Source organism: Sphingobacterium sp. PCS056, from assembly GCF_023273895.1.
Taxonomy (GTDB): domain Bacteria; phylum Bacteroidota; class Bacteroidia; order Sphingobacteriales; family Sphingobacteriaceae; genus Sphingobacterium.
Genome location: NZ_CP096883.1, coordinates 4,928,458 through 4,948,594, shown reverse-complemented (window position 1 = coordinate 4,948,594; position 20,137 = coordinate 4,928,458). Strand labels below are relative to the sequence as shown.

At 35.1% G+C, this 20,137-nt stretch carries 19 protein-coding genes; 8 read left to right on the top strand and 11 right to left on the bottom strand.

What is annotated here, in order from left to right; translation table 11 throughout:
• The first annotated feature begins 71 nt into the window (after positions 1–71).
• The 3 genes from MUB18_RS20735 to MUB18_RS20725 all read left to right on the top strand — a co-directional run bounded on the left by MUB18_RS20735 (position 72) and on the right by MUB18_RS20725 (position 1,535).
• Positions 72–650: a conjugal transfer protein TraO gene (locus MUB18_RS20735; RefSeq protein ID WP_248754500.1), complete on the top strand. Its 579-nt coding sequence runs from the start codon at positions 72–74 to the stop codon at positions 648–650.
• Positions 651–662: 12 nt separating this feature from the next.
• The gene (locus MUB18_RS20730) at positions 663–1,112 is read left to right on the top strand and encodes a TraQ conjugal transfer family protein (RefSeq protein ID WP_248754499.1); all 450 of its coding nucleotides are present in this window, start codon (positions 663–665) and stop codon (positions 1,110–1,112) included.
• A 141-nt stretch (positions 1,113–1,253) separates the two neighbouring features.
• The gene (locus MUB18_RS20725; protein ID WP_248754498.1) at positions 1,254–1,535 is read left to right on the top strand and encodes a hypothetical protein; all 282 of its coding nucleotides are present in this window, start codon (positions 1,254–1,256) and stop codon (positions 1,533–1,535) included.
• Positions 1,536–1,645: 110 nt separating this feature from the next.
• Here MUB18_RS20725 and MUB18_RS20720 read toward each other — a convergent pair whose 3' ends face one another.
• The 5 genes from MUB18_RS20720 to MUB18_RS20700 form a co-directional block, all read right to left on the bottom strand.
• A complete protein-coding gene (locus MUB18_RS20720) occupies positions 1,646–3,562 on the bottom strand; it encodes an AAA family ATPase (RefSeq protein WP_248754497.1) in 1,917 nt (638 codons plus the stop codon).
• Positions 3,550–4,053: a hypothetical protein gene (locus MUB18_RS20715; RefSeq protein ID WP_248754496.1), complete on the bottom strand. Its 504-nt coding sequence runs from the start codon at positions 4,051–4,053 to the stop codon at positions 3,550–3,552. The genes MUB18_RS20720 and MUB18_RS20715 overlap by 13 nt, the downstream gene beginning before the upstream one ends.
• Positions 4,050–4,994, bottom strand: coding sequence for an SMEK domain-containing protein (locus tag MUB18_RS20710; protein WP_248754495.1), 945 nt, complete (start codon positions 4,992–4,994; stop codon positions 4,050–4,052). Before MUB18_RS20710 ends, MUB18_RS20715 begins: the two co-directional genes overlap by 4 nt.
• A 234-nt stretch (positions 4,995–5,228) precedes the next feature.
• Entirely contained in the window at positions 5,229–5,612 is a 384-nt protein-coding gene (locus MUB18_RS20705) for a hypothetical protein (RefSeq protein ID WP_248754494.1), read from the bottom strand.
• Between the two features lie 189 nt (positions 5,613–5,801).
• On the bottom strand, positions 5,802–6,185 hold the full coding sequence (locus MUB18_RS20700; RefSeq protein ID WP_248754493.1) for a hypothetical protein: 384 nt from the start codon (positions 6,183–6,185) through the stop codon (positions 5,802–5,804).
• A 70-nt stretch (positions 6,186–6,255) separates the two neighbouring features.
• Here MUB18_RS20700 and MUB18_RS20695 point away from each other — a divergent pair, with 70 nt between their 5' ends.
• The 3 genes from MUB18_RS20695 (at position 6,256) to MUB18_RS20685 (ending at position 8,211) form a co-directional block, all read left to right on the top strand.
• Positions 6,256–7,134, top strand: coding sequence for a LytTR family DNA-binding domain-containing protein (locus MUB18_RS20695; protein WP_248754492.1), 879 nt, complete (start codon positions 6,256–6,258; stop codon positions 7,132–7,134).
• 291 nt (positions 7,135–7,425) lie between these two features.
• Positions 7,426–7,881, top strand: a complete 456-nt coding sequence (locus MUB18_RS20690) for a MauE/DoxX family redox-associated membrane protein (RefSeq protein WP_248754491.1) — start codon at positions 7,426–7,428, stop codon at positions 7,879–7,881.
• A 21-nt stretch (positions 7,882–7,902) separates the two neighbouring features.
• The gene (locus MUB18_RS20685) at positions 7,903–8,211 is read left to right on the top strand and encodes a hypothetical protein (protein WP_248754490.1); all 309 of its coding nucleotides are present in this window, start codon (positions 7,903–7,905) and stop codon (positions 8,209–8,211) included.
• A gap of 47 nt (positions 8,212–8,258) precedes the next feature.
• On the opposite strand, the gene MUB18_RS20680 is transcribed toward MUB18_RS20685, so the two are convergent.
• From MUB18_RS20680 to MUB18_RS20660, 5 genes are all read right to left on the bottom strand, one after another.
• Positions 8,259–9,716, bottom strand: a complete 1,458-nt coding sequence (locus tag MUB18_RS20680; protein WP_248754489.1) for a TlpA family protein disulfide reductase — start codon at positions 9,714–9,716, stop codon at positions 8,259–8,261.
• Positions 9,716–11,038, bottom strand: coding sequence for a RagB/SusD family nutrient uptake outer membrane protein (locus MUB18_RS20675; protein WP_248754488.1), 1,323 nt, complete (start codon positions 11,036–11,038; stop codon positions 9,716–9,718). Before MUB18_RS20675 ends, MUB18_RS20680 begins: the two co-directional genes overlap by 1 nt.
• 79 nt (positions 11,039–11,117) lie before the next feature.
• Positions 11,118–14,651, bottom strand: coding sequence for a SusC/RagA family TonB-linked outer membrane protein (locus tag MUB18_RS20670; protein WP_248754487.1), 3,534 nt, complete (start codon positions 14,649–14,651; stop codon positions 11,118–11,120).
• Between the two features lie 123 nt (positions 14,652–14,774).
• Positions 14,775–15,941 (bottom strand): FecR family protein, encoded by a 1,167-nt coding sequence (locus MUB18_RS20665; protein WP_248754486.1) that lies wholly within the window; start codon positions 15,939–15,941, stop codon positions 14,775–14,777.
• A 61-nt stretch (positions 15,942–16,002) separates the two neighbouring features.
• On the bottom strand, positions 16,003–16,584 hold the full coding sequence (locus MUB18_RS20660; protein WP_248754485.1) for an RNA polymerase sigma factor: 582 nt from the start codon (positions 16,582–16,584) through the stop codon (positions 16,003–16,005).
• 174 nt (positions 16,585–16,758) lie between these two features.
• Here MUB18_RS20660 and MUB18_RS20655 point away from each other — a divergent pair, with 174 nt between their 5' ends.
• Both MUB18_RS20655 and MUB18_RS20650 read left to right on the top strand, forming a co-directional pair.
• Positions 16,759–18,069 (top strand): hypothetical protein, encoded by a 1,311-nt coding sequence (locus tag MUB18_RS20655; protein ID WP_248754484.1) that lies wholly within the window; start codon positions 16,759–16,761, stop codon positions 18,067–18,069.
• 99 nt (positions 18,070–18,168) lie between these two features.
• Positions 18,169–18,975: a GIY-YIG nuclease family protein gene (locus MUB18_RS20650; RefSeq protein WP_248754483.1), complete on the top strand. Its 807-nt coding sequence runs from the start codon at positions 18,169–18,171 to the stop codon at positions 18,973–18,975.
• A gap of 89 nt (positions 18,976–19,064) precedes the next feature.
• Here the strand turns inward: MUB18_RS20650 and MUB18_RS20645 are convergent, their stop codons facing one another.
• Positions 19,065–20,126 carry a phospholipase D-like domain-containing protein gene (locus MUB18_RS20645; RefSeq protein ID WP_248754482.1) on the bottom strand — a complete coding sequence of 354 codons (1,062 nt, stop codon included), beginning with the start codon at positions 20,124–20,126 and terminating at the stop codon, positions 19,065–19,067.
• Positions 20,127–20,137: the final 11 nt, after the last annotated feature.

Below are 20,137 nucleotides of genomic sequence, written 5' to 3'. Positions count from 1 at the left end.
TTGTTTCCCAGTTACCACAACACGTTAATCAACCCAAAAGGTCTATTAACAAATTCATAAAAACAAATCGAATGAAAAAGTACATGATGTATTTTGTGCTGGCATTTATGCTGGTGGCAAACGTTGTTCGTGCGCAACGTTTTGAAAAGGGTGAAGTCGCTCTTGAAGTCAGGGGAGGTCTGGCAAACGGGTATTTTTTTGGTAAGCAGCAGAACCCGACATTTTTTGGTGGAGTTGCTGCTAATATCTATACTGGAATTGACAGCAAATGGGTGGCGGGAGGCGAGTTCTACCACAAGAAGTATGATTATCAAGACGGTTCTATTAAGCTGGCGCAGTTTACTGGTGAGATCGGTCATTATTTTCCATTGGTTTACGACTGTAAGCAGGACCTTGTGATCTCCGCTGGTTTAAGCGGTATTGCCGGGTATGAACGGATCAACTGGGGAAGACATACTTTATATGACCAGGCTATTCTGTTGAACCAGGACCATTTTATTTTTGGAGGCGCAGCTACATTAGAAGTTGAGTTTTTCCCTTCAGACAAGATAATCGTTTTCGCGACCGGGCGAGAGCGGGTGTTGTTCAAAGCGCTTGATAAATTTAATGGTCAAGTAGGAATAGGTGTCAGGTTTTTGATTAATAGATAGGAGGGTTTGGGTATGAAAAATTTATTTTTAGGATTGGTGATTTTGATGGCTTTAGCATTAACAGGCTGTGACAAAAATGAACTTAGTATTTATAGACCGGAAGAACCTGTTGTTACCGGGTTCGATTTCAATCTTACGATGGAAGTGGGAACTTCTATTATCGCCAAGTACGGAACGCAGGATTTAAAGTTCCGTATCGTTCCACTTGGACAGGAACCAAGTACAACGTATAAAGTTAGCTTTATTCAGTTTATGGGTACGGGAACTGTACAGGATGAAAATGGAGATTTCTTAGGTCAGAATATTGATTATGTACTTAATGATAGAACTTTTAAATTAAAGTACACGTCCCACAGTGATACGGATCATTTTTTTGAGGTTACGGTCAAAGATAACTTCGGACATATCAAAAAGAAGATCGTAAAATTTATGCCGGAGAACGAAGTCGCTCAAGGTAAGTAAATGGATTTTAATTCGTATGAAAGCCGCTTCATTTTTGAAGCGGTTTTTTTTACACATGACCTCCCCATATTTTGAGTAGGTGTCCTACGCTTTTTAGCCGTATTTTTGTATAAATGTTTAATGTATAAAAACCGAATGGATATGACGACGAATGATGTAGCGAAGGTGTTTGATACAATTTTAAGTATTCCAGGCATGGGGGAGGTCGTGAAGATCGATTTAAGGATTTCCCGAAAAAATGTATTATTACTCAATCAGGTTATTGAGTTGGGGCTAGAAGCCAAAGAGCAGGATAAAACCGGATTGCTCAGTACTATTCCGGAAGACGATTTAAAAGAGCTTAAATCCTTATCGGTAGATTGCCTGACCAAAGCAGGGCTGACCGACCTCAGTGAAAAGTTAAAGTTATTGGGAGCTAAATAAAGCAAAGAAAGGTTGAAGTAAAATTCAACCTTTTTTATACTTAAAATCGCGGGTTTTACGCATATACTAGTTGTTGAAAAAACATAAGCTATTACATACCAATTGATGTTTTATTTCTCGTTTAATATAAACTTCCCTTCATCCTTCTTGTTGAATCGTTCGATAATGTACGGACCAAATTCAGAAGGGTATTTTTCAAGTCCTGTGGTCAATATTACCTGGTATGATTCACTATCTGCATTTACATTACTTAGTACTTTTTGAAGTAATAAGAGATCGTTTTTAAGATTATCGTCATCAATTCCTGAGTCTTCAGGAGTATCAATTATTAAAAGTCTGGGGTGTTTAACCGTTTTATATTTGATTGCTAAAGCTAATATTGTGTAATAGTATATTAATCTAACCGGAACACCAGCACTTTTATTTTTATAGATACCCTGATCAATTATAGGCATATAGTCTTCATTGATTTCGGCTGCGTTTGCATCAGCAGAGGACTTCGTAATTAGATCGTGGTAAATTGAATTGAAATTTGAAATTATTTCACGATTATTTTTATCGAAAATTTTCTGGAGGTCATCCAATTCTGTTTTGATCGTCTTATATGTTTCAGTAACTTTTTTAAAGTTCTCTTCTAATTTCTGTTTTTCAATGGCAATCTTCCTCCTATAAGAATAACTTTCGATTCTCTTCATTAGCTCCAGTATTTCTGCATGCAAATGATCGATTGCTTCATTATTTTTATTTACATCAGTAGAATTAATAAGGGCTTTGAGTTTTTCCGTAGCGTCTTTAATTTTGCTTTGGATATAATCTCTTTTTAAAATGCCTTTATTTATATCGCTACTATACGAATCTAAGGCTGTCTGGATTGTTTCAAGGCTTTTCTTTTTATGTTTAAGGATGTTCTCATATTCCTTTGAAGAATAAATGAATTTTTCATAATCTTCATCCTTGATTTCTGCTCCACATAGACAATGATTTTCCTTAGGGTCATGTTCATTCATACAAAATGGACATAATCTAAAAGAGAATAAGTTTAATTTTTCATTTGTGAAAATAATTTTCTCTATTTCATTTATTTCACTTGTCTGTGCTTGAAAATACTTCGATATCTTTTCAAATTCAATTTGGTTAGCTTGAATATTAAGACTTATTGTTGATAATTCGATCTCGTCTTGAATGATTTGTTCTTGAATCTCCGATATTAAGTGTGTTTTCTTATCAACTTTTTTATTAGAGCTAAGAAATAGATCTCTTTGATTATAAAGGGTTTCCAGTTCAATATTTTGGGATGTTAGATCCTTTTCAATTTTTTCGATATCTAAGTCGATTCCAGAATACCTTTCATTAAATGCTTCGATTTTTAGATGTTCTTTATCTCGAAGAATTTCAATGTTTTTGAATTCTTCGAACTTTCTAAAATATTCATCAGATGATATTCCCAGTAATACCTCAAAGATCGTTTTTCTAATCAGAAGTGAGTCTGTGACGAAATTAAGGTTGGTTGGTTCTTTATAAATTTTTTTTGACGGGGTGTCCTGATCATAAATGATTAACCTAAGTAGATCGTTTATATTTAATTTCCAGGTTTTTGTTCCTAGGTTTAATTCTTGCTTTGTTATACTAAGCTTATCTAACATCCAGTCCGAAAAAATCTCGGACTCTACTGTACCTTCCAACTGTTGCCGATAAATTGGAAAAGAGTTGTATTCCTCGCCAGAGTTGACATAAACAACGTTTCCTCCAATAAATCTCTTGAAACCATAGAGTTCACCATTTAGTAGAACTTCTATTTCAGCATAATTATTAGTGTCACTTACAATCTCAATGTATTTTTCGGTTTTATTATCTACATTGAAATACTTTAGATAACCTCCTAAACAATATTCTATTAAATAAGTGAAAGTGCTTTTTCCAGAACCGTTATCACCTATTATAATGTTAATTCCACTATTTAGTTCAGGTGATTCATAGACATAGTGATCACCCTCATATCTTACTCTTTTTATTATTAAACTTCCCATGTAATAATATTATTTTTTGTAAATATGGTATCGACCATCGTTTTTAATGTTAGTACCTTTAATCTTGGTAATTCCGATTTTAATATTTTGGTATTGTCTATTTCTCTTACGAATAGGCTAGTATCAAAAAATGATTCTGGTATATTTTCTTCTATTAGCCATATGTCTAGTGAGTTACGTTGTAGATTGAAATGTACTCCGATATAGTTTTTATTTTTTAATATGAGGACAAGATGTGATATTAGTTGCTTCTTTAAATGGCTTCGATTGTAAGCTTGACTTAATTCGACCTTCGAATATTCATTGAATCTTGGTTTGGTGGACAAAAACTGAATTAAATATGCTATTTTTTTATAATCTTGGAATTTACTCTCAATAGAAGTGGCACCAAGTATTTTTAATAAGATTAAAATGTGATATGTCAAAAAGTTATAATCCTCTTTTTGAATAAACATAAGGCGCTTTTTAGCTTCTTGTTTTGTATTGTTCATGAGTAAATGCCTTTTTCGTCAAATGATAGATAGCAGTCATTAATAAGTGCAAGTACGACCTTTTTAAGAAGGTCTTCATTCTTTAAAGGATAACTATAGTCTTTAGACTTTTGTTGGATAATTAAAGATGCCCGATCAGTATATTTTTCTATTAATGTGTTAATAGTAATAAAATCAACTTCTTGCGTTGTGTCATTAAGTTCACAAAAATCAATTAATTCTTCTTGGCATACTTCAAAAATTCTGTATTTCATTGAGGTTATCTCTCTGTCGGAAAATTTACTTAATTCAGCTTCTCCGGAAGCGATGTCTCTCGAATATTTTTGTAGGCGGTGTGTACTAATTGTTGGACAAACGTCTAATAATTTATCTGTGATATTTCTAATATCTTTTTGTTCTAAATTATCATATTGCTCCGATGCCGAAATATCCTTGGTTTTGGAATAATTATCGTATAAAGAGGGAGTGATTTGATTTAGCACGATCTTCTGAATTTCTAAGATCTTTTCATCACCTAAATTTTCAATTTTTTTACATAAATCTTTGATTGACCATTCTTCAACTTCAATACTGTTCTCTAAATTTAGATCAACTGAACGAGTAGGTTTGTCAACTTTTGCATAAAGCATTATAATTTTGTTATAACCGTATTCTGTTTGGTACTTTGTGATGGTTTTTCTAACTTTTTGCAGCGTTGTTGTAGAAGTCACTTGAATGGCTAAATCTTTTTTATCATCACCTAAATCAATTGCAGTAAAGTTGGCTTCTTGATTATTGAGGTTTTCAAAAGTTCTATCGGAGTAAATTATATTCAATATATCTCTGAAAAAGTTCTCAAGATAAATGTTGATGTCTTGTAAATTCAAATGATTATGAATAGCAACTTTGTTCGCAATATGAGACAAAGCCTCTGTTATAATCTCAAAATTTGATCTGCTCATTTAGGATAATATATAACGTAAATATATAAAGAAATGCAATATTCGCAATATATCTAAGCATTTCTTTTAGAGAGATGTCATGTTATAAAATCAAAAAATATCCAAGTCCTCTAATTTTTGTTTTTTAATTTTCAATAAGCGAGTTCTTAACTTCAATTAACTCTTTAAATGTGATTAACCAATAAACCCGACAAGGCGACTTAACGACTTGCTGGGTTATTTTTTTGGTTATCTTTATACAGTAGTATAAGTAAACTCAAAAGTCAAAGAACCGGTTGCTGTAGGTTTACCTTCCCCATCCGACTTCACAGCCAGATTGTTCGATGAGCCTGTCCATTTTAAATACTGTCCCGTATGTGGAGTGGGGTATATCAAATCGATCGGTAGTTTATTTGTAAAGCAAACTGAACATTGTGAACCGAAATAATCAGATGTCTGTTGGTTCAGATCATCCAGATAGTCCTCCTGGTTTGTGGTCAACGTGAATTGGTCTTTTACCCATGCCTTAAAATCAGCTTGGATAGCCAATGCTTCAACCTGAATCGCAGTAGAAGTCAATTCGTAAAGTTCAGTTAGTTTGTCTTGAACACCGGTCGGTGTTAACGGTTGTTTTGTCATTTTACTTGATTTTAAGCGGAAAAAATTATTGTTAATTAAAAAGTGTATATCTGTTTGGTTTGGCAGATCTATTTCAAAATGTAGAGTTAGAAATTGAAATTCCGAAGAATTGATTATGATACCAGAGTTATAATAATTATCATTACGCTATGAAAGCCTGTTAGCATTTCGCTAACAGGCTTTTTTTGTTTACGGTTTAGCCGCGTAAGAAATCTCAAATGAGATTGATCCAGTAGCTATCGGTTTTCCGCCATCAGATTTAACAGCTAAAGCATTGTTACATCCGGTGTACTTTGTGTACTCGGTTGTGGGAGGTGCTGGGTATATCAAGTCGATTGGCAATCTATTTGAAAAAGATACCGAACAGCTTGCACCAAAAAATCCCAGAATTTGACCACCTAACTCATCTAAGTAATCTTCTTGTTTACTTGTCAACGTGAAGTTTGCTTTAATCCAAGTCTTGAAGTCGGCTTGTACTGCTGCTGCTTCAGCATCTAATGCTGTGTCCGATAATAGGTACAATTCGTCAACTTTGTCTTGGACTCCAGTAGGGGTCATTGGTTGTTTTGTCATAAAAATGTAATTGAATGTGAAAAATTTATTGTATTTTAACTCCTTGTTAAAATTCTTTAATTAATTAAGCATGCCGTTACCGACCTACTTAAAGCGTAGTTCCCAACTCGCTATATCATTTGTTGCCGCACTTTACATCACTTTTCATGGCAGACCACTTAATTTTGGTGAAGCAATTTTATGCTTGGACTTTTATAGTGCATTTTTACCCAGTTTGGGTGTGGCTTATGCCATGGTTTGGATTGTCCAATATTTTACTATTTGGCTAGACCAAATTGTACTTTGGACGGAGAAGTTTTGGCCGCGATTTATTTTGCAAATTGTGCTGGGTTTTATCTTGCCATCACTGTTGGATATGTTTGTTTTCTACGTAATTTTTGCCAGTACTGGCCGTGCAAATATCTTCGGTGATTTTTTGCTTATTGATTACCCCATGGTAGTATCTTTTGTAGCTTTGATGAATATGTTTTATGTGCTTCTATTTTATAGGCATCAACATAAGCGTGCATTAGAAGTTATCGCGTCAGAATTGACTATAGAGATAGAAAGTAATGATGCTTCCATCAAAAAAGTAGAACAGGAAAAAGAGGAGACATCACTTTCAGTTGAATATTATGGGCGGCTTTATGAACTAGACGTGCGGAAAGACATCATCATGTTTGCAACCGTAAATAAGCAGGTACGTGTCTTTACGATGGCTAATAAATCTTATCCAATCGCTTTGTCACTGGCATCCCTTCGTGAGAAATATGCGCTCCTAAATTTTTACCAGATCAGTAGGGGAGTAATTATTAATATGTCCGTTGTTTCTTCCTATCAAACTGGTGAAAAAAGAGATACTTTGGAACTTATTTTAGATGAAAACAAACTTAATTTGATTCCGAATTCAACATATTTGGTCGTGACCAAAGAGAATATTCCCTCAATTGAGTCTTTTTTTCGAAAATAGCTGTGCTATTTCGGGGGGTAAATTTGCGATTTGGGTAGTGAAAATTTGCTTTTTCGGCAGTTAAAGTGTTTGTGTGTCGCATTTTACGACTTTCCGTATTGCGCTATATTGCAATTTGTACTAAGTTTACCATTATCAAAATCAGTTAACTGTTATGTTTTGAAAGTGAGTGTCTTACCACTTTGATTGATCATTAACTCTTTCCGTATGGAAAGTGAAGTAAGGGATCGATAATCTGAATTTATCAATCCCATATTAAGCCCGAATTGTATTTCCAAATTATTACCTACTATGTACGACGTAAGATCCCGTACTGTGTCGTTCAGTGAGCGATACGGTAAAGCCATTGTCTTGATTATTTCCTGGTTAGCAATTTTCCTGTTCGTTTATACTGCTTATACGAAAGCGGTCGAATTTGACCGATTTCAACGCGGTCTAGCCAGGCTTGCTATCTTGCGACCATACAGCACATTTTTAGCAGCATTCATTATTGTCAGCGAGTTTGTGATCGCTGTTATGTTAATGTTTCAAAGAACAATTCTGTGGGGGCTCTACGCTTTCACAGCAATGATCACCGGATTTACGGTATTTATACTGTACTTACTTATTTCCGGAAGTAAGCTGCCGTGCTATTGTGGTGGAGTGATCGAATCGCTCAATTGGGTGCAACATTCTTGGTTCAATCTTGCCTTTATCATTTTAGGTCTCATTGGGATATACTATGCCGGGGCTACAAAAAATCAGTAACCAATTTTAAATTTTAATACTATGAACAATTTCAAAAAAGTGGCTTTAAGCCTGCTTGTTGCAGGATTAGCCGTAGGTTTCAGTGCATTTAGAACTTCTGATAAAAAAGCGGATGCGTTAGCAAACACGTATTACATTTTATCTTCAAACACCAACTATCAAAAAGTGTCTGGTTCACAAATGCCTAACTTAGAGGGATGTCGGGAAACTGCTGATCATCCTTGTGTAATATCTTTTGCATCCGATCCTGGGCCTAGCAATTTAAATCCTACTAGTTTACCGGCCACACCAAACTTTCAATCATCTGAAAAAGGTGTTTGGGCTCCTTAATTAAAAGATTCTATTATACAAGGTTGTCATCGACAACCTTGTATAAATTATTTATATAGTTGAATGTATCTTTCAATATTGGGTATTACTTCACTTTGATTTTTATAGGGGTTTGCTGTTATAACATTTCCCATCTTATCAATTATCAAAATATTTGGATAAGAATAATATTGATAATGTGAAATGAACGGATCTAATTGACCTTTACCGCGTGTCCAGGAATGGATAACATTTTTATTTCCATATAAGCCACTTTTGACTCCTGATAAGAATCTTTCCCTTTTATAATCTACGTTGACACTTAGAAATGTGACCGTTTTAGTTTTGCTGTACTTTTCTACCAATGGTGCCAATAGTTTTGCAAGTGTAACGCAATTTGTACATCCATTATACCAAGTATCGACAATTATTATCGAGCCGCGAAAGTCAGAAAGTTGTATTTCCTTTCCTTCGGCAGTTTCAAATGTAAAATTAAACGCTGGTGAACCTTTACTTTTTCTATTTATGATTTTTAGTATTTCATCTACGCTTGGCTGAGTTTTAACGAATTCGAGACTTTCTTTTGCGAATTGTTGGAGTTCAGGATCTAAATGAAGCTGTAACAGTAAGGATGTGATAAGTTTATCTCTCAAAAGTCCTGAGTAGTTATTTTGAAATTCTTTGAAAGTTTTTTCTAAAGAAATCTTTTCATACTTATTAACACCATTTATTATTTTACTAAAGTTTACTTGTGTTGATTTCAAGTAGTCTGCATAGTTTATGGCGTATTTTATGATTGTAGTATCTGACACAGGATAAAGATGTTGCTGTTGTAGAGTCCATCTTAAAAAGTTAATTGTCCGTGATTTTTGTTTTTGATCATCTGTGAAATAAAAATCAAGTGCAAGTATGTCTTGATAATTATTTGAGATCAACGATATTGTATTTATTCTAAGAATTTCGATAATTGTCGGATCTGTTGTTGATTTGAGCTTCTCAAGTGAATCAAGACAAATTTTAAGTGATTCCTGATATTTTAGCAGCCTAAAGTCTAGCGGATTCTCTTTATATTCTAAACTATCTTCGTGAGTGATGAATTGATATTGTTGAATTAATTTACCGGCAAAATGTTGATAATTTAATTTTTCGCTTCCTCTGCCGCTGAAGGAAACATTCGTTTTTTCTTTAATATCCATATATATGCTATCACCTTGCTGTACAAGGAAATAATCAATACACAAGGACGGTATTTGTGTTGCTCTGCACCTGAAGAAACCATACTTGTCATTGTTTTTAATTTTTACATTAAAATTTCCATTATCCATTGTAAATTTATGGTTCGAGGTAATTATGAAGTCATGTAATGGTGCTTCGTTATAATACCAGAATTCCGTATCGCGAAATATTTCGCTTTGTGCCTTTTTTGAGAAATGTCCAGATATGGTAATGTCCTTATATTTTTTCGTTTGTGATACTAAAGTCAATGCGAAAAGTTGAAGTATGATTATTGAAATAGTAGTTTTCATTATCGTTGATTCTGTTTAATTCCACTTAAAATGATTTCTTCGTCCGGAATTGGCATTATGTATCGTAGTGAATTTGGTGCAATTGAATATGATATACCTTTTACATTACGTGTCAAAGTTTTATTATAACCTTCGGCATTTAACCGACGAAGATCTTGCCAACGTAGTGCGCGCCAAACTAATTCTTTTCGACGTTCTTCCAATATTACATTAAGGGCATCTTCTTTATTTGTTGCAGTAAGAGGTGTAAATTGCAATGCTGGATTCGTCATTGTGGCATCCCATCTATTGACCAAAAGTTCGTTTAGAACATTCATTGCAGAATTAACTTCGTTACGTCTTGCTAGGCATTCGGCTTTGATCAGAAAAATTTCATCAGTTGCCAAACCTGAAAAGTGATAATTTCCAGAACCTTGATAACCGATTTTTTTTCCATAATAGCCTCCGGTAAGTAGTCTGAAGTATAGTGGTTTTCGAGTATCGTTTGGCTTATAGAGTGCTATCAATTCCGGTGCGATAAATGCTTTGGTAGTTGATGTATTTATTGTTGTTGTTGGGTATTTTATTACTTGTCGAGAAAAGTAAATTATTTCTTCATTATTAAATGTAAACGGATTGGATGCGCTTTTGTTAAGAGTTTTATAATCCATTAATTTTTTATAGGTTGTTAACGATTGATCAGCATAGAACTCGGCTTTTTCGTAATTTCTTAGGTCGAGATAGATTCGAGATAATAGGGCATAGACAGCATTTTTCCAAGGGCGATTTAAGTTATTGCCTGGCCTTTCTTTAGGTAGATCAGTAAGACTGGTTTGCAGATCATTTATAATTAAATCCATACAGTCTTTGAGCGACGATCTCTCTGCAAGATAATCGATGTTTGGGGAGAGCCTAATAGGTACCCCAAGATCGGTGGATGCTGTGGTTTCATTGTAGACTGGGCAAAAGGTTCGAATTAGATCGTAATACGCAAACGCCCTAGCGTAAAGTGCCCATGCGCGCGTATATTTTCCGGTTTCCGTCTCTGAATGATTGTTTTTTTCCAATCCCTCCAAAACTACATTTGCATGAAAAATTGCTGAGTAGGGGATGTTCCAGTCGCTTACGTTCTGATCGCCATCGTAAATGATGTCATTCCATATATAGGCATTTCGTTCTGTTGCTGTTGCGGTTTCCCAGTTTGCATCGGTCAGGTAAAGATCATCTGCACCTATTTGGGTTAATGCTCCAGTCAAGTTGAAAATAGTCGTATTCTCAAGTAAATCCTGAAAATCCGATATTTTTGTTGGCTGCGCTATGCTGGAAGTGGGCTTTTCGTTCAAAAAGTCCTTTTTGCTACATCCGACTAATATGCAAACCAAAAGTATAAGTATGTATATGTTTTTGTTCATATTGTTAACGTTAAAAGTCTGCCCTTAAACCAAGTGAAAAATTGCGCATAAGTGGTATTCCTGCCGGATAATCCGGATCAAGGTTTTGTTTATTTGCCCGCCATACAAAACCTAAATTGCTCGCATATCCGTAAATATTTAATCGCTTTATAATGCTCTGTTTGTTTATATTAAGATTATAGCCGATCCGAATATCTTGAAGTCTTAAGTTATCCGCTTTTTCAACCAGACGATCTGAATACCTGTATAGATTAGTCCGGTTAAAATTAGCTGGATATATTAGCGAGGGAACGTCAGTTATAAGTTCGTCACCTGTTTTTTGCCAACGAAGATCGTAATCTGTATTGCTATTGTAGGCTGGAACTGAAGTTGTGTACAAGCTAGAATTATTTAAGGATACTCTTCGGAAGTAGTAGCCAAATTTGTAGTTCAGGATAAAAGAAATGTCAAATTGCTTATATGCAAAAGTGTTTCGTAAACTTCCGAAATGTGTAGGCGATAGGCTTCCGTGGTAAACCAGATCATCACGGTTTAATGAGTTGGCAATTCCATTGAAATTTTTACTTACTTCTCCATTGATGTAGCCTTGCGGATCACCTACGTTGTCTAATCCAGCGTACCTAAAACTAAATAGGGAATAGTAGGGATAACCTTCTATTGGATTGTTGTAATTAGCCGTGATTACATTTAAGTTTGATCCATTAGTAACTAGGTATTTCGTTACTTTACTATCGGTATAGTTGTACAGTAATGTGGTGTACCACGAGAATGCCCCATTTAGATTAATGGAATTAAGCTGTAAGTCAACTCCCTTGGTAATCGTATTAGCCGAATTACCGGTATATTGTACAATACCTGTTTGCGGGGCTATTGTGCTGTTACCAATAAGATCCAGTCCGGTTTTTCTCCAATAGTCCACACTACCGGAAATACGATTGTTTATTAAACTAAAATCAAGACCGATGTTTATGTTCTTTATTTTTTCCCATTTTAACGACGGGTTTGGGGGATTAATTACAGTATTGAAAGGGGCATTAAAATTGTTGCTACCAGTTCGATTTGTGGTTAATAAGGCGGAAAGTGAATTGTTGACATTACCCGTGTAGCCGAAAGTTCCGCGGAGTTTTAGGTATAGAATCGCATCAACTTTGAAAAAACTTTCTTTCGATATTATCCAGCCTAATCCCGTACTCCATAATGGCACGCCTTTTTGGTTACTATTGACACCAAAAATATTAGATTCATCTTTTCGTGCACTAAAGGAAGCGAGGTACCGATCGTTATAAGCGTATCCGATATTTGTATAATAGGATATATAGTTATTAATTCCGCTTTCAATTATTGAAGCATTTGGGACGCGATCACTGCCACCATCATATGAGTTTGTATAATCTACATTGTAATTTACACTATTGTTTTGGTTCAATTTGGTTTCATCATTGTAGCCATAAAAGCGATCACTGCTTCTCTCATTTGTAACGGTTCTGATCTCCGTACCTCCAATGGCATTTATGGAATGAAGGTTCCATTTCTTGTCCAAGTTAATCTGAAAGCGACCATTATGGCTTGTTAATTTGGAATTGGTATAGTCCAATATTCCCCCGACCGGAACGGGATAGGTTAGAAGTTTTGTTACAGGATCAATTTGTGTGTACGTATTTATCAGGTCTCGTGCGAAAAAAGATTCGACTGGATTGAGGGTTTGATTATGATATATCCCGTTCTGGAAACTATAAAGAGCAGATGCCTTTAGACCATCGACAATTTTGTAGGATGCCGACGAATTTATTCTGTAATCGGATAATGTTTCTTTACGTACTCCCCAACCATTTCTTATTTCGTCCAATGGTCGGTAGTTCCAATCCAACAATCCTTTGGTCATCATTTCCATATTGAAACTATCCCTAATTTTGATCGGTACATTGATTGCGTTTCCACTTGAGTCAGCGAGCATAGTATATGGTGTTGATTGCTGAATATTATCGCCACGATTACCTGTGTTTGAAGTGTAGGTGATATTGGAAAAAAGTTCCAATCGCTTGTTAAGCAAAAGCCATGTATTGCTCATGTTTAAGGTAAAACGATCAATCTGATCGTTTACTTTTGAGCCCTTATTTTGATCGAATCCGGTTGAAAAGTAGTACTTGTTTGTCGCCCCACCTCCGGCAATACTAGCTTGATATTGCTGATTAAAGGCATTTCTATATAAGTACTTAGATAGATCATCACGAACATCATAAGATTTTAATTGATTGATGCGAGCTAAAGAATCCGCTACTGAAATGGTACCATTTCTACGACCTAAGAAAATATCCATTGCTGGAGTAAGGTAATCGTAACCGTTATTTATCCGGGAGTCAAAAGCGCCTTTATTGAACAAAAACTGTTCTACTTCCAAGTATTGCGCTGTGCTTATCTGTGGAGAGTAGTATAAATCCGGTTTTGACGATACTGTCAGGTTTGATGTTAACGAGACAGTCGGCTTACTTTCTAAAGCACCTTTCTTTGTTGTGATTACGATAACTCCGTTCCCACTTCGGGAACCCCAAGCCGATGCTGCGGCCGCATCTTTCAAAACGCTGATCGTTTCAATGTCATTAGGATTGATGTTCGTTAGATCACCTTCGTATGGAAAATTATCAACGATGATTAACGGTTCAGCATTTGCAAAAAGTGTACTGCGACCGCGCACGGTAATAGGCGAATTGTTTGGTAAATCCGTAGGTCTGTTTTTATTGAAGATCATACCGCTAACCACGCCTTCAAGCCTGTCAAGTATATTTGGTGTAACTGATCTTTCGATTGTTTTTTGATCCACAAAAGCAAAGGAACCTGTTGCTCGTTCTCTTGGGAGATTTTGATAGCCCGTAGAAACGGTAACATCGACTACATCAAGGGTTGCAAACGTGCGAGATAGTACAATTGTTCCAATATCACTGTTACTTTCAATTTCGCGAGATTCAAAGCCCATATAACCGATGATTAGCGTTGCTCCTTCCGGTGCATTTTTGATTAGAAATGTTCCGGATTGATTTGTGGATGTTTGAATATCTTGATCTTTAACTTTGATGGATGCTCCGGCAAGGGGAGAACCTGTTTCGTCAACAACTCTACCTCGAACCGGATTTTGTTTTTCTGCCGGTTTTGGATTGTCTTTTGATTTGTCAACGGTCGTAATTATTTTTCCTTCTATTACATAACTAAAAGGCTGCTCTTGAAAGATAAGATTCAACGCTTCTGATAGTCTCTTATTTTTAAAGTTTACGGTTACAGGTTTAGCTTGCTGCAAGTGACGTCGTGCGAAAGTGGTTGAATATCCGCTTTGCTTTTGTACATCTTTCATTACGGATTGAAAAGATCCACGATTGACATTTAAAGAAACTTCCTGTGCGATCAATTGCGAGGCAAACGATGAGCATAGCAGTGTTAATAGTAATAGGAGTGGGTAACTCCGATACCAGGACAATGTTTGTCTTTTGATCAGGTGGTTCTGCCGAAATAGAGCATACACCAACCTACCATTTTCATAATCGGTATTAATCATTATATTTGTTTATCTGGTTAATGTTTTTTTGTGAACTTGAAATCTAAAAAATCACCCAGTAACCGCCGTCCCGATTCGCCAAAAGGGACGGCATTTTTAAGTCACTGAGAATAAACATAGAAACTATTTTTGCCTGACGTAAACCTCCTTCCCAGCTATTTGGAATTTTACACCGTAAATGTGTTCCAGTGATTTAAGCACAGATGATAATCTTTCTTTCCTATTTATATTGATAAAACTTTCTTCGTTGCCTGTATAGTTGCTTTGGAATTTAAACGTTACATCATACCATCTTTCTAAATCAGATACTACTTCTTTTAAAGTAGATCCATTGGCTACAATCATACCTTCTTTCCATCCAGTATAGGCATCGGTATCGACATTTTCAATTCGGATAATTTTTGAGCTTACCGTAGCATTCTGCTTTGGATTAAGTATAGCGAGTTCTTTAGTTATCGAATTTCTTATGGAAACTTTTCCTGAAACAAGGGTTGTTGCTTCACTGTTGTCATATGTGCGCACATTGAAGACTGTACCGAGTACTTGAATGTCTTGTTTGGAAGTTAATACATGGAAAGGCTTCGTTTTGTCGTGCGCAACCTCAAAATAGCCTTCACCACTTAATTTAACTCGCCTTTCTGATCCCGTAAACTTGACCGGGTATTCAAGTGATGATTCGGCATTTAGTGACACTTTTGTTCCGTCCGGTAGAACAATATCATATTGTCCGGCACGTGGGGTTTTTAATGTTGCGGTTTCGACGTTGGCTAAGTTTGCCAACGCCTCACCATCCTCATAGCTAAAGCTGGAATCAGTTAATACGATTCCTTGTTTTTGTTCATCGAGATTTATTGTTTTTCCATTAGATAGAATTAAGGTCGCTCTGTTGGTTCCGGGAAGAATATCGTTCGATATTTGACTTGTATTGATTCTCTCTGTATCCAATATTCTGTTATGTTGAATAAGGAAGTATGAAATTGAGAGGGCAATGATTAGCACCGCTGCTGCGGGTAGGAACCAAGTTTTGTACTTACGAGTAGATACTTGTTTATCCAGAATTGAATTTAGATCCTTTAGCCCTTCCTCTGTCGCGGATTGATCATAGTTGATTAGATCAGATGATAGTAGGTTTGTATCAGAAATCCTGTCAAAAATTTGCTGATTAATTGCGCTTTTTTTTGTCCAAGATTCAAGCATTGCTCGCTCGTTTGCCGAAAGTTCAATGCCTCGTGCATACTGTGTGAGTAACCTTTTTATTTCTGAATTTTCAAACGTGTTATGATCTTCCATTCCTATCCTTTTTATATAAGACCGGAAAGGTTGATCGGCTCTCTAAAGGAAAATGAAAATTTTAAAGAAAAAAAGTAAGAAGTGAGAATCCAGCGTTTGAAAGCCGTTTTCTAAGTAGGGATACCGCGCGCGATTTCTGGTTATTGATTGTGCTAACCGTTATATCCATTTCTGCGGATATTTCATTTGCAGTTTTTCCTTCCATAAATTTCTGCATAATAATGCGACATTGTTCGGGAAGTAACTCAATCGCGGAATGGAGTTCTGAAATAACTTCGGTGTATATGATCTGGGAGACTATTACATCTTCAGACTCATCAAAGTCGACAATATACTTATCAAACCGTTTAAGGCGTACCTTCTCCTTTTCAATGGCTTTGAAGCAATTGTTTTTTGTAGCGGTGTATAAGAAAGCTTTTATTCCTCCTATTGAGGTGAACTCTTCTTTGTGTTCGATCACTTTTAAAAAAGAATCCTGTACTATGCTTTGCGCATCTAAAGTTTCGTAATTATATAAGATCCTCTTAGAAAAAAATAGTAGTGCGGGTTGGTACAGTCTGTATAATTGTTCAATACTTCGCCTATCACCGCTTTTGAAGGAATTAAGCAGTGCCTTTTCATCCATGGAATTTAGGCGTTTCATCTAAAAATTAGGCTTGTAGTAAATCAAAGTTAGGAATTTATTGGTAAAAGAATATCATGTCGAAAAAATTATTAGTTTAGAGTTTTATATCACCCATTCCGAGTAGGTGGTAATAATGACAAATTAATGGTAGTATTTTATTAAAATTTTGAATTCTTAATTTTTAAAGCATATATGTTTACAGACGAAAATGCTCAGGCAGCGGGTAGTTATTTGCTTGGTTTTATGTGTATGACTATAAATACAGACGAAAGCCTGAATGACTTAAATATTGTACTTCGTGACAATAAAAGAGTAATGTCTACATTCTTACATGAGTACATCCATTATTTGCAAAATTTTACAAGTACTAGTGGACTTTATTCGTCTGGCCACTACACCCAATTAGTAAAATATGCAGTTGATCAAGTGAAAAATAATGTGGCAACTTCGATTCAATTGCCGTTGAAAGTTGATCATAATCACAATAGATTAGCTATTCATAAATTAAACGTAATTTATCGAGGCGATTCTCAACCTATAAGGCGAGTGATTTATAATGATAAATATAGTTTTCAAGAAACTATTACTCCTAAAGTAGGAGAGCCTATTCGACCATTTAGGTATGTAGTTAATTTAACTTGTGTTGATACACGAAAACAAATAAATTATAATTTTGGAATAACTGCTTTAAAAGAATTTGTAGCTCATACCATTCAAAATAAGTTTTTAGAGATAGAGCATCCTGATGCTCCCTATTTACTAGTTGACTTGATTATTAATAAGGAATTGCCAAATTTTACTGACGAAAAATTAAAGATTGTATTATGTGACGCGTGTTTAATGCACTACCATCCTGGGGAATTATTTTTTGGAATTATAGACAAATTACAGCAAGTTGGTGATATGTATCCGAAAGATCCAAAAGAGTTTTATGATTTCCTGTTTGAAGGTGTATCATTGAGTGGGCTGATGGGAGATTTTGATAATGTTAATGATCTTTTTAGTGAAACTTTTGATTCGGCGGAAAAGGATTATGATAATTTGTTCGGGAGTTACATTTTTGAAAAGGAGTTGAAGTGGATCAAACACATTCTTACTGAAGCGAGAAAGATTAGATTGGAAAATCCTACTTTTCTATTGGATCTGGTTGATGGGGATGGGAATTTGACATGGGAATTTAAGAGGATATTTGAAAATATGGGAACTCCTTTTTTTTTAAACATCAAAAAAGAAGCCGGATTAGTTCCACCAACTGATATGTTGCAAGACCCTCCAGATCAGCCATATTTACTGTACACTGCCTCAATTGTTTTGGAACAAATTTATGGAGATAGCGGACGATGTTCTATGTACGAATTTTGTAAAAAATCCAATGAAAGTAAGGACTTAACGGATGATAATTGTCAAAAAAATCCGTTTCTGAAAATGAATGATAGCGAACTATGTCCGTTTGGTCAATTAACGAAAACATGGGGACTAAGTGCGTTAAATTTGCAACGCTAAAATGAACATAATCAGTTTAGATTAATACTGCTATGTTGGTTGACGCTGAACTAATTTTTCTACTACTAGAAAAGGATTATATATAACCAATAAAACCATATGGATAAACCAGAAATTACCGAAGACAAATTTTTCGATTGCTGTTTTACGTTGGCAGTAGAAGATATTTATGAATTGAATAAGGCTGACAACGGGCCATTAAATAACGTGATTGTTAATTTGGAAGATCATTGTTACGGCGTTGAACTTTGTGATGACGAACATGGATTAGATGTTAGGATGTTCTTTGTTGATAATCGACAAGGTTTGCGGGGAGATATAATTATATTGAATTTGATGGATGATGATTATAATTTGCTTTTAATGAAGTTTTGTAATTTGCTGGCTGAAAGTTATGAAAATGTAGATGCTATTGCTGCTGTGAATACTTACCAAACTAAGTTACGTGGGTTTATAGAAAAAAGTGGATTTTTTACTGTCTCAAATCATGAGATTGAACCATATTTAGGACAAGGTGCTGTATTGTTTTCTAATGCGGAAAGAGGCATCTTTAAAATGAAATTTATAAGACATAGAGATTATTATAGAGATTGGTTTGGTAACATTCATGATGGTGAGATCGTTGAGAACGCGGAATATGTATATTTAATGGTTAATGAAGAAACAGGTTTGATTAAAATTGGTAGAAGTAAAAACCCTAAATATAGAGAAGGAACACTGCATTCCAAAGAACCTGCGGTTCATCGTGTGGCTTTCTGGAAAGCAGATAAGGAGCTGGAAAAATTGCTTCACGATAGATACGCAAAAAATAGGGTAAGAGGAGAGTGGTTTAGATTGACATTTAAGCAGTTGAATGATTTGGAAAGATTTGTACAAGAATACTTACAATCGAACGTAAAAAATTGATTTAATGCCCCTGAAGGGGCATTTATTGTGTTTAAGATTTGTCCATTTCCTTTTGGCGATTTCTTGGATCACCTTCTTTAGTAAAAGGATCAAAAACTTGGTGGATCGGGGATTGGATTTTTCCGAAGAATGTTCTTTGATAGAAGAGTCGATTTTTCAATTATGGGAAGCTTTTGCAGTAGATCTTGTGCGGTTGCCTTAGTTAAGAAGGGCTGGAATTGGACTTTCCATAAATCATCTTCTTTGATAATATCTATCCCATCTATTATTTTTTGCTCTGTTTCCTCCGATGAAAAGCAGTTTTCAATTTTTCTTTTAAAAAGTTCTTCTATGTCAGTTGTTGCCTGGTCTAAAGAATCTCCAATTAAATGCCATAAGTCTTCATGCTCCCTAAAAGATGACAATATGTGATTGTGGCTTTCTGATTCCATCACATTCATAATTAATTGTCTTGATACGGGTAAAGTGTATTCACATTGATAAAAATCCTTCTCAAAGAAATTAGAATCGTTAAACTCGACTAGACTGATACTTTTATTGAATATCAGTCCGGGGGTATAAGAAATATTGTTATAGTCGCCAACGTCGTGCGAAAAGCAATCTCCCAATAATATTTTATTGTGGTATTTTTTAAGGTCTGTTTTCGTGAATGGATAATACGTACTTAATAATTCACGACAAAAATCCGGATATTTATAGAGTAGTGCAATGTTGTTATCAATGTAGTTAGCGTTAGTCAGAAATAAGAAAATACGTTTGTAGTATTTGCAAAATTTCTCTGATTCCAAGACAATAATGTTTTCAATATTTTTATTTGCGTTTGCGGACAGGTTGTAAGATCCAGTAATGTAAGTAAGGTTGTCAATTAATATAACCTTATTATGCATCAATTGTGATTTCCTATAAAGTGTTGTCTTTATTCCAACTTTCGACATCGCTGCGCTATGCTTTAGAAAATAAGTACGGTTTACGTGATCATTTGTAACAAGAATTTCAATGTCGAGATTAGGTACTCGTCTTTTTCGAGAAATTAGTGCATTTATTATTTGTTCATTGGTGAACCATGCTGACATAATTGTAATATGACTACGTGCGCTAGATATTTTTTCAAGTATTTTATCTTCAATTCCAGATGAAAATGATTCTATCATGTTTTTTAGTT

What these genes read in the sequence shown, in the direction of transcription:
- MUB18_RS20735 (WP_248754500.1), top strand. Translation starts at nt 72, where the DNA reads ATGAAAAAGTACATGATGTATTTTGTGCTGGCATTTATGCTGGTGGCA.
- MUB18_RS20730 (WP_248754499.1), top strand. Translation starts at nt 663, where the DNA reads ATGAAAAATTTATTTTTAGGATTGGTGATTTTGATGGCTTTAGCATTA.
- MUB18_RS20725 (WP_248754498.1), top strand. Translation starts at nt 1,254, where the DNA reads ATGACGACGAATGATGTAGCGAAGGTGTTTGATACAATTTTAAGTATT.
- MUB18_RS20720 (WP_248754497.1), bottom strand. Translation starts at nt 3,562, where the DNA reads ATGGGAAGTTTAATAATAAAAAGAGTAAGATATGAGGGTGATCACTAT.
- MUB18_RS20715 (WP_248754496.1), bottom strand. Translation starts at nt 4,053, where the DNA reads ATGAACAATACAAAACAAGAAGCTAAAAAGCGCCTTATGTTTATTCAA.
- MUB18_RS20710 (WP_248754495.1), bottom strand. Translation starts at nt 4,994, where the DNA reads ATGAGCAGATCAAATTTTGAGATTATAACAGAGGCTTTGTCTCATATT.
- MUB18_RS20705 (WP_248754494.1), bottom strand. Translation starts at nt 5,612, where the DNA reads ATGACAAAACAACCGTTAACACCGACCGGTGTTCAAGACAAACTAACT.
- MUB18_RS20700 (WP_248754493.1), bottom strand. Translation starts at nt 6,185, where the DNA reads ATGACAAAACAACCAATGACCCCTACTGGAGTCCAAGACAAAGTTGAC.
- MUB18_RS20695 (WP_248754492.1), top strand. Translation starts at nt 6,256, where the DNA reads ATGCCGTTACCGACCTACTTAAAGCGTAGTTCCCAACTCGCTATATCA.
- MUB18_RS20690 (WP_248754491.1), top strand. Translation starts at nt 7,426, where the DNA reads ATGTACGACGTAAGATCCCGTACTGTGTCGTTCAGTGAGCGATACGGT.
- MUB18_RS20685 (WP_248754490.1), top strand. Translation starts at nt 7,903, where the DNA reads ATGAACAATTTCAAAAAAGTGGCTTTAAGCCTGCTTGTTGCAGGATTA.
- MUB18_RS20680 (WP_248754489.1), bottom strand. Translation starts at nt 9,716, where the DNA reads ATGAAAACTACTATTTCAATAATCATACTTCAACTTTTCGCATTGACT.
- MUB18_RS20670 (WP_248754487.1), bottom strand. Translation starts at nt 14,651, where the DNA reads ATGATTAATACCGATTATGAAAATGGTAGGTTGGTGTATGCTCTATTT.
- MUB18_RS20665 (WP_248754486.1), bottom strand. Translation starts at nt 15,941, where the DNA reads ATGGAAGATCATAACACGTTTGAAAATTCAGAAATAAAAAGGTTACTC.
- MUB18_RS20660 (WP_248754485.1), bottom strand. Translation starts at nt 16,584, where the DNA reads ATGAAACGCCTAAATTCCATGGATGAAAAGGCACTGCTTAATTCCTTC.
- MUB18_RS20655 (WP_248754484.1), top strand. Translation starts at nt 16,759, where the DNA reads ATGTTTACAGACGAAAATGCTCAGGCAGCGGGTAGTTATTTGCTTGGT.
- MUB18_RS20650 (WP_248754483.1), top strand. Translation starts at nt 18,169, where the DNA reads ATGGATAAACCAGAAATTACCGAAGACAAATTTTTCGATTGCTGTTTT.
- MUB18_RS20645 (WP_248754482.1), bottom strand. Translation starts at nt 20,126, where the DNA reads ATGATAGAATCATTTTCATCTGGAATTGAAGATAAAATACTTGAAAAA.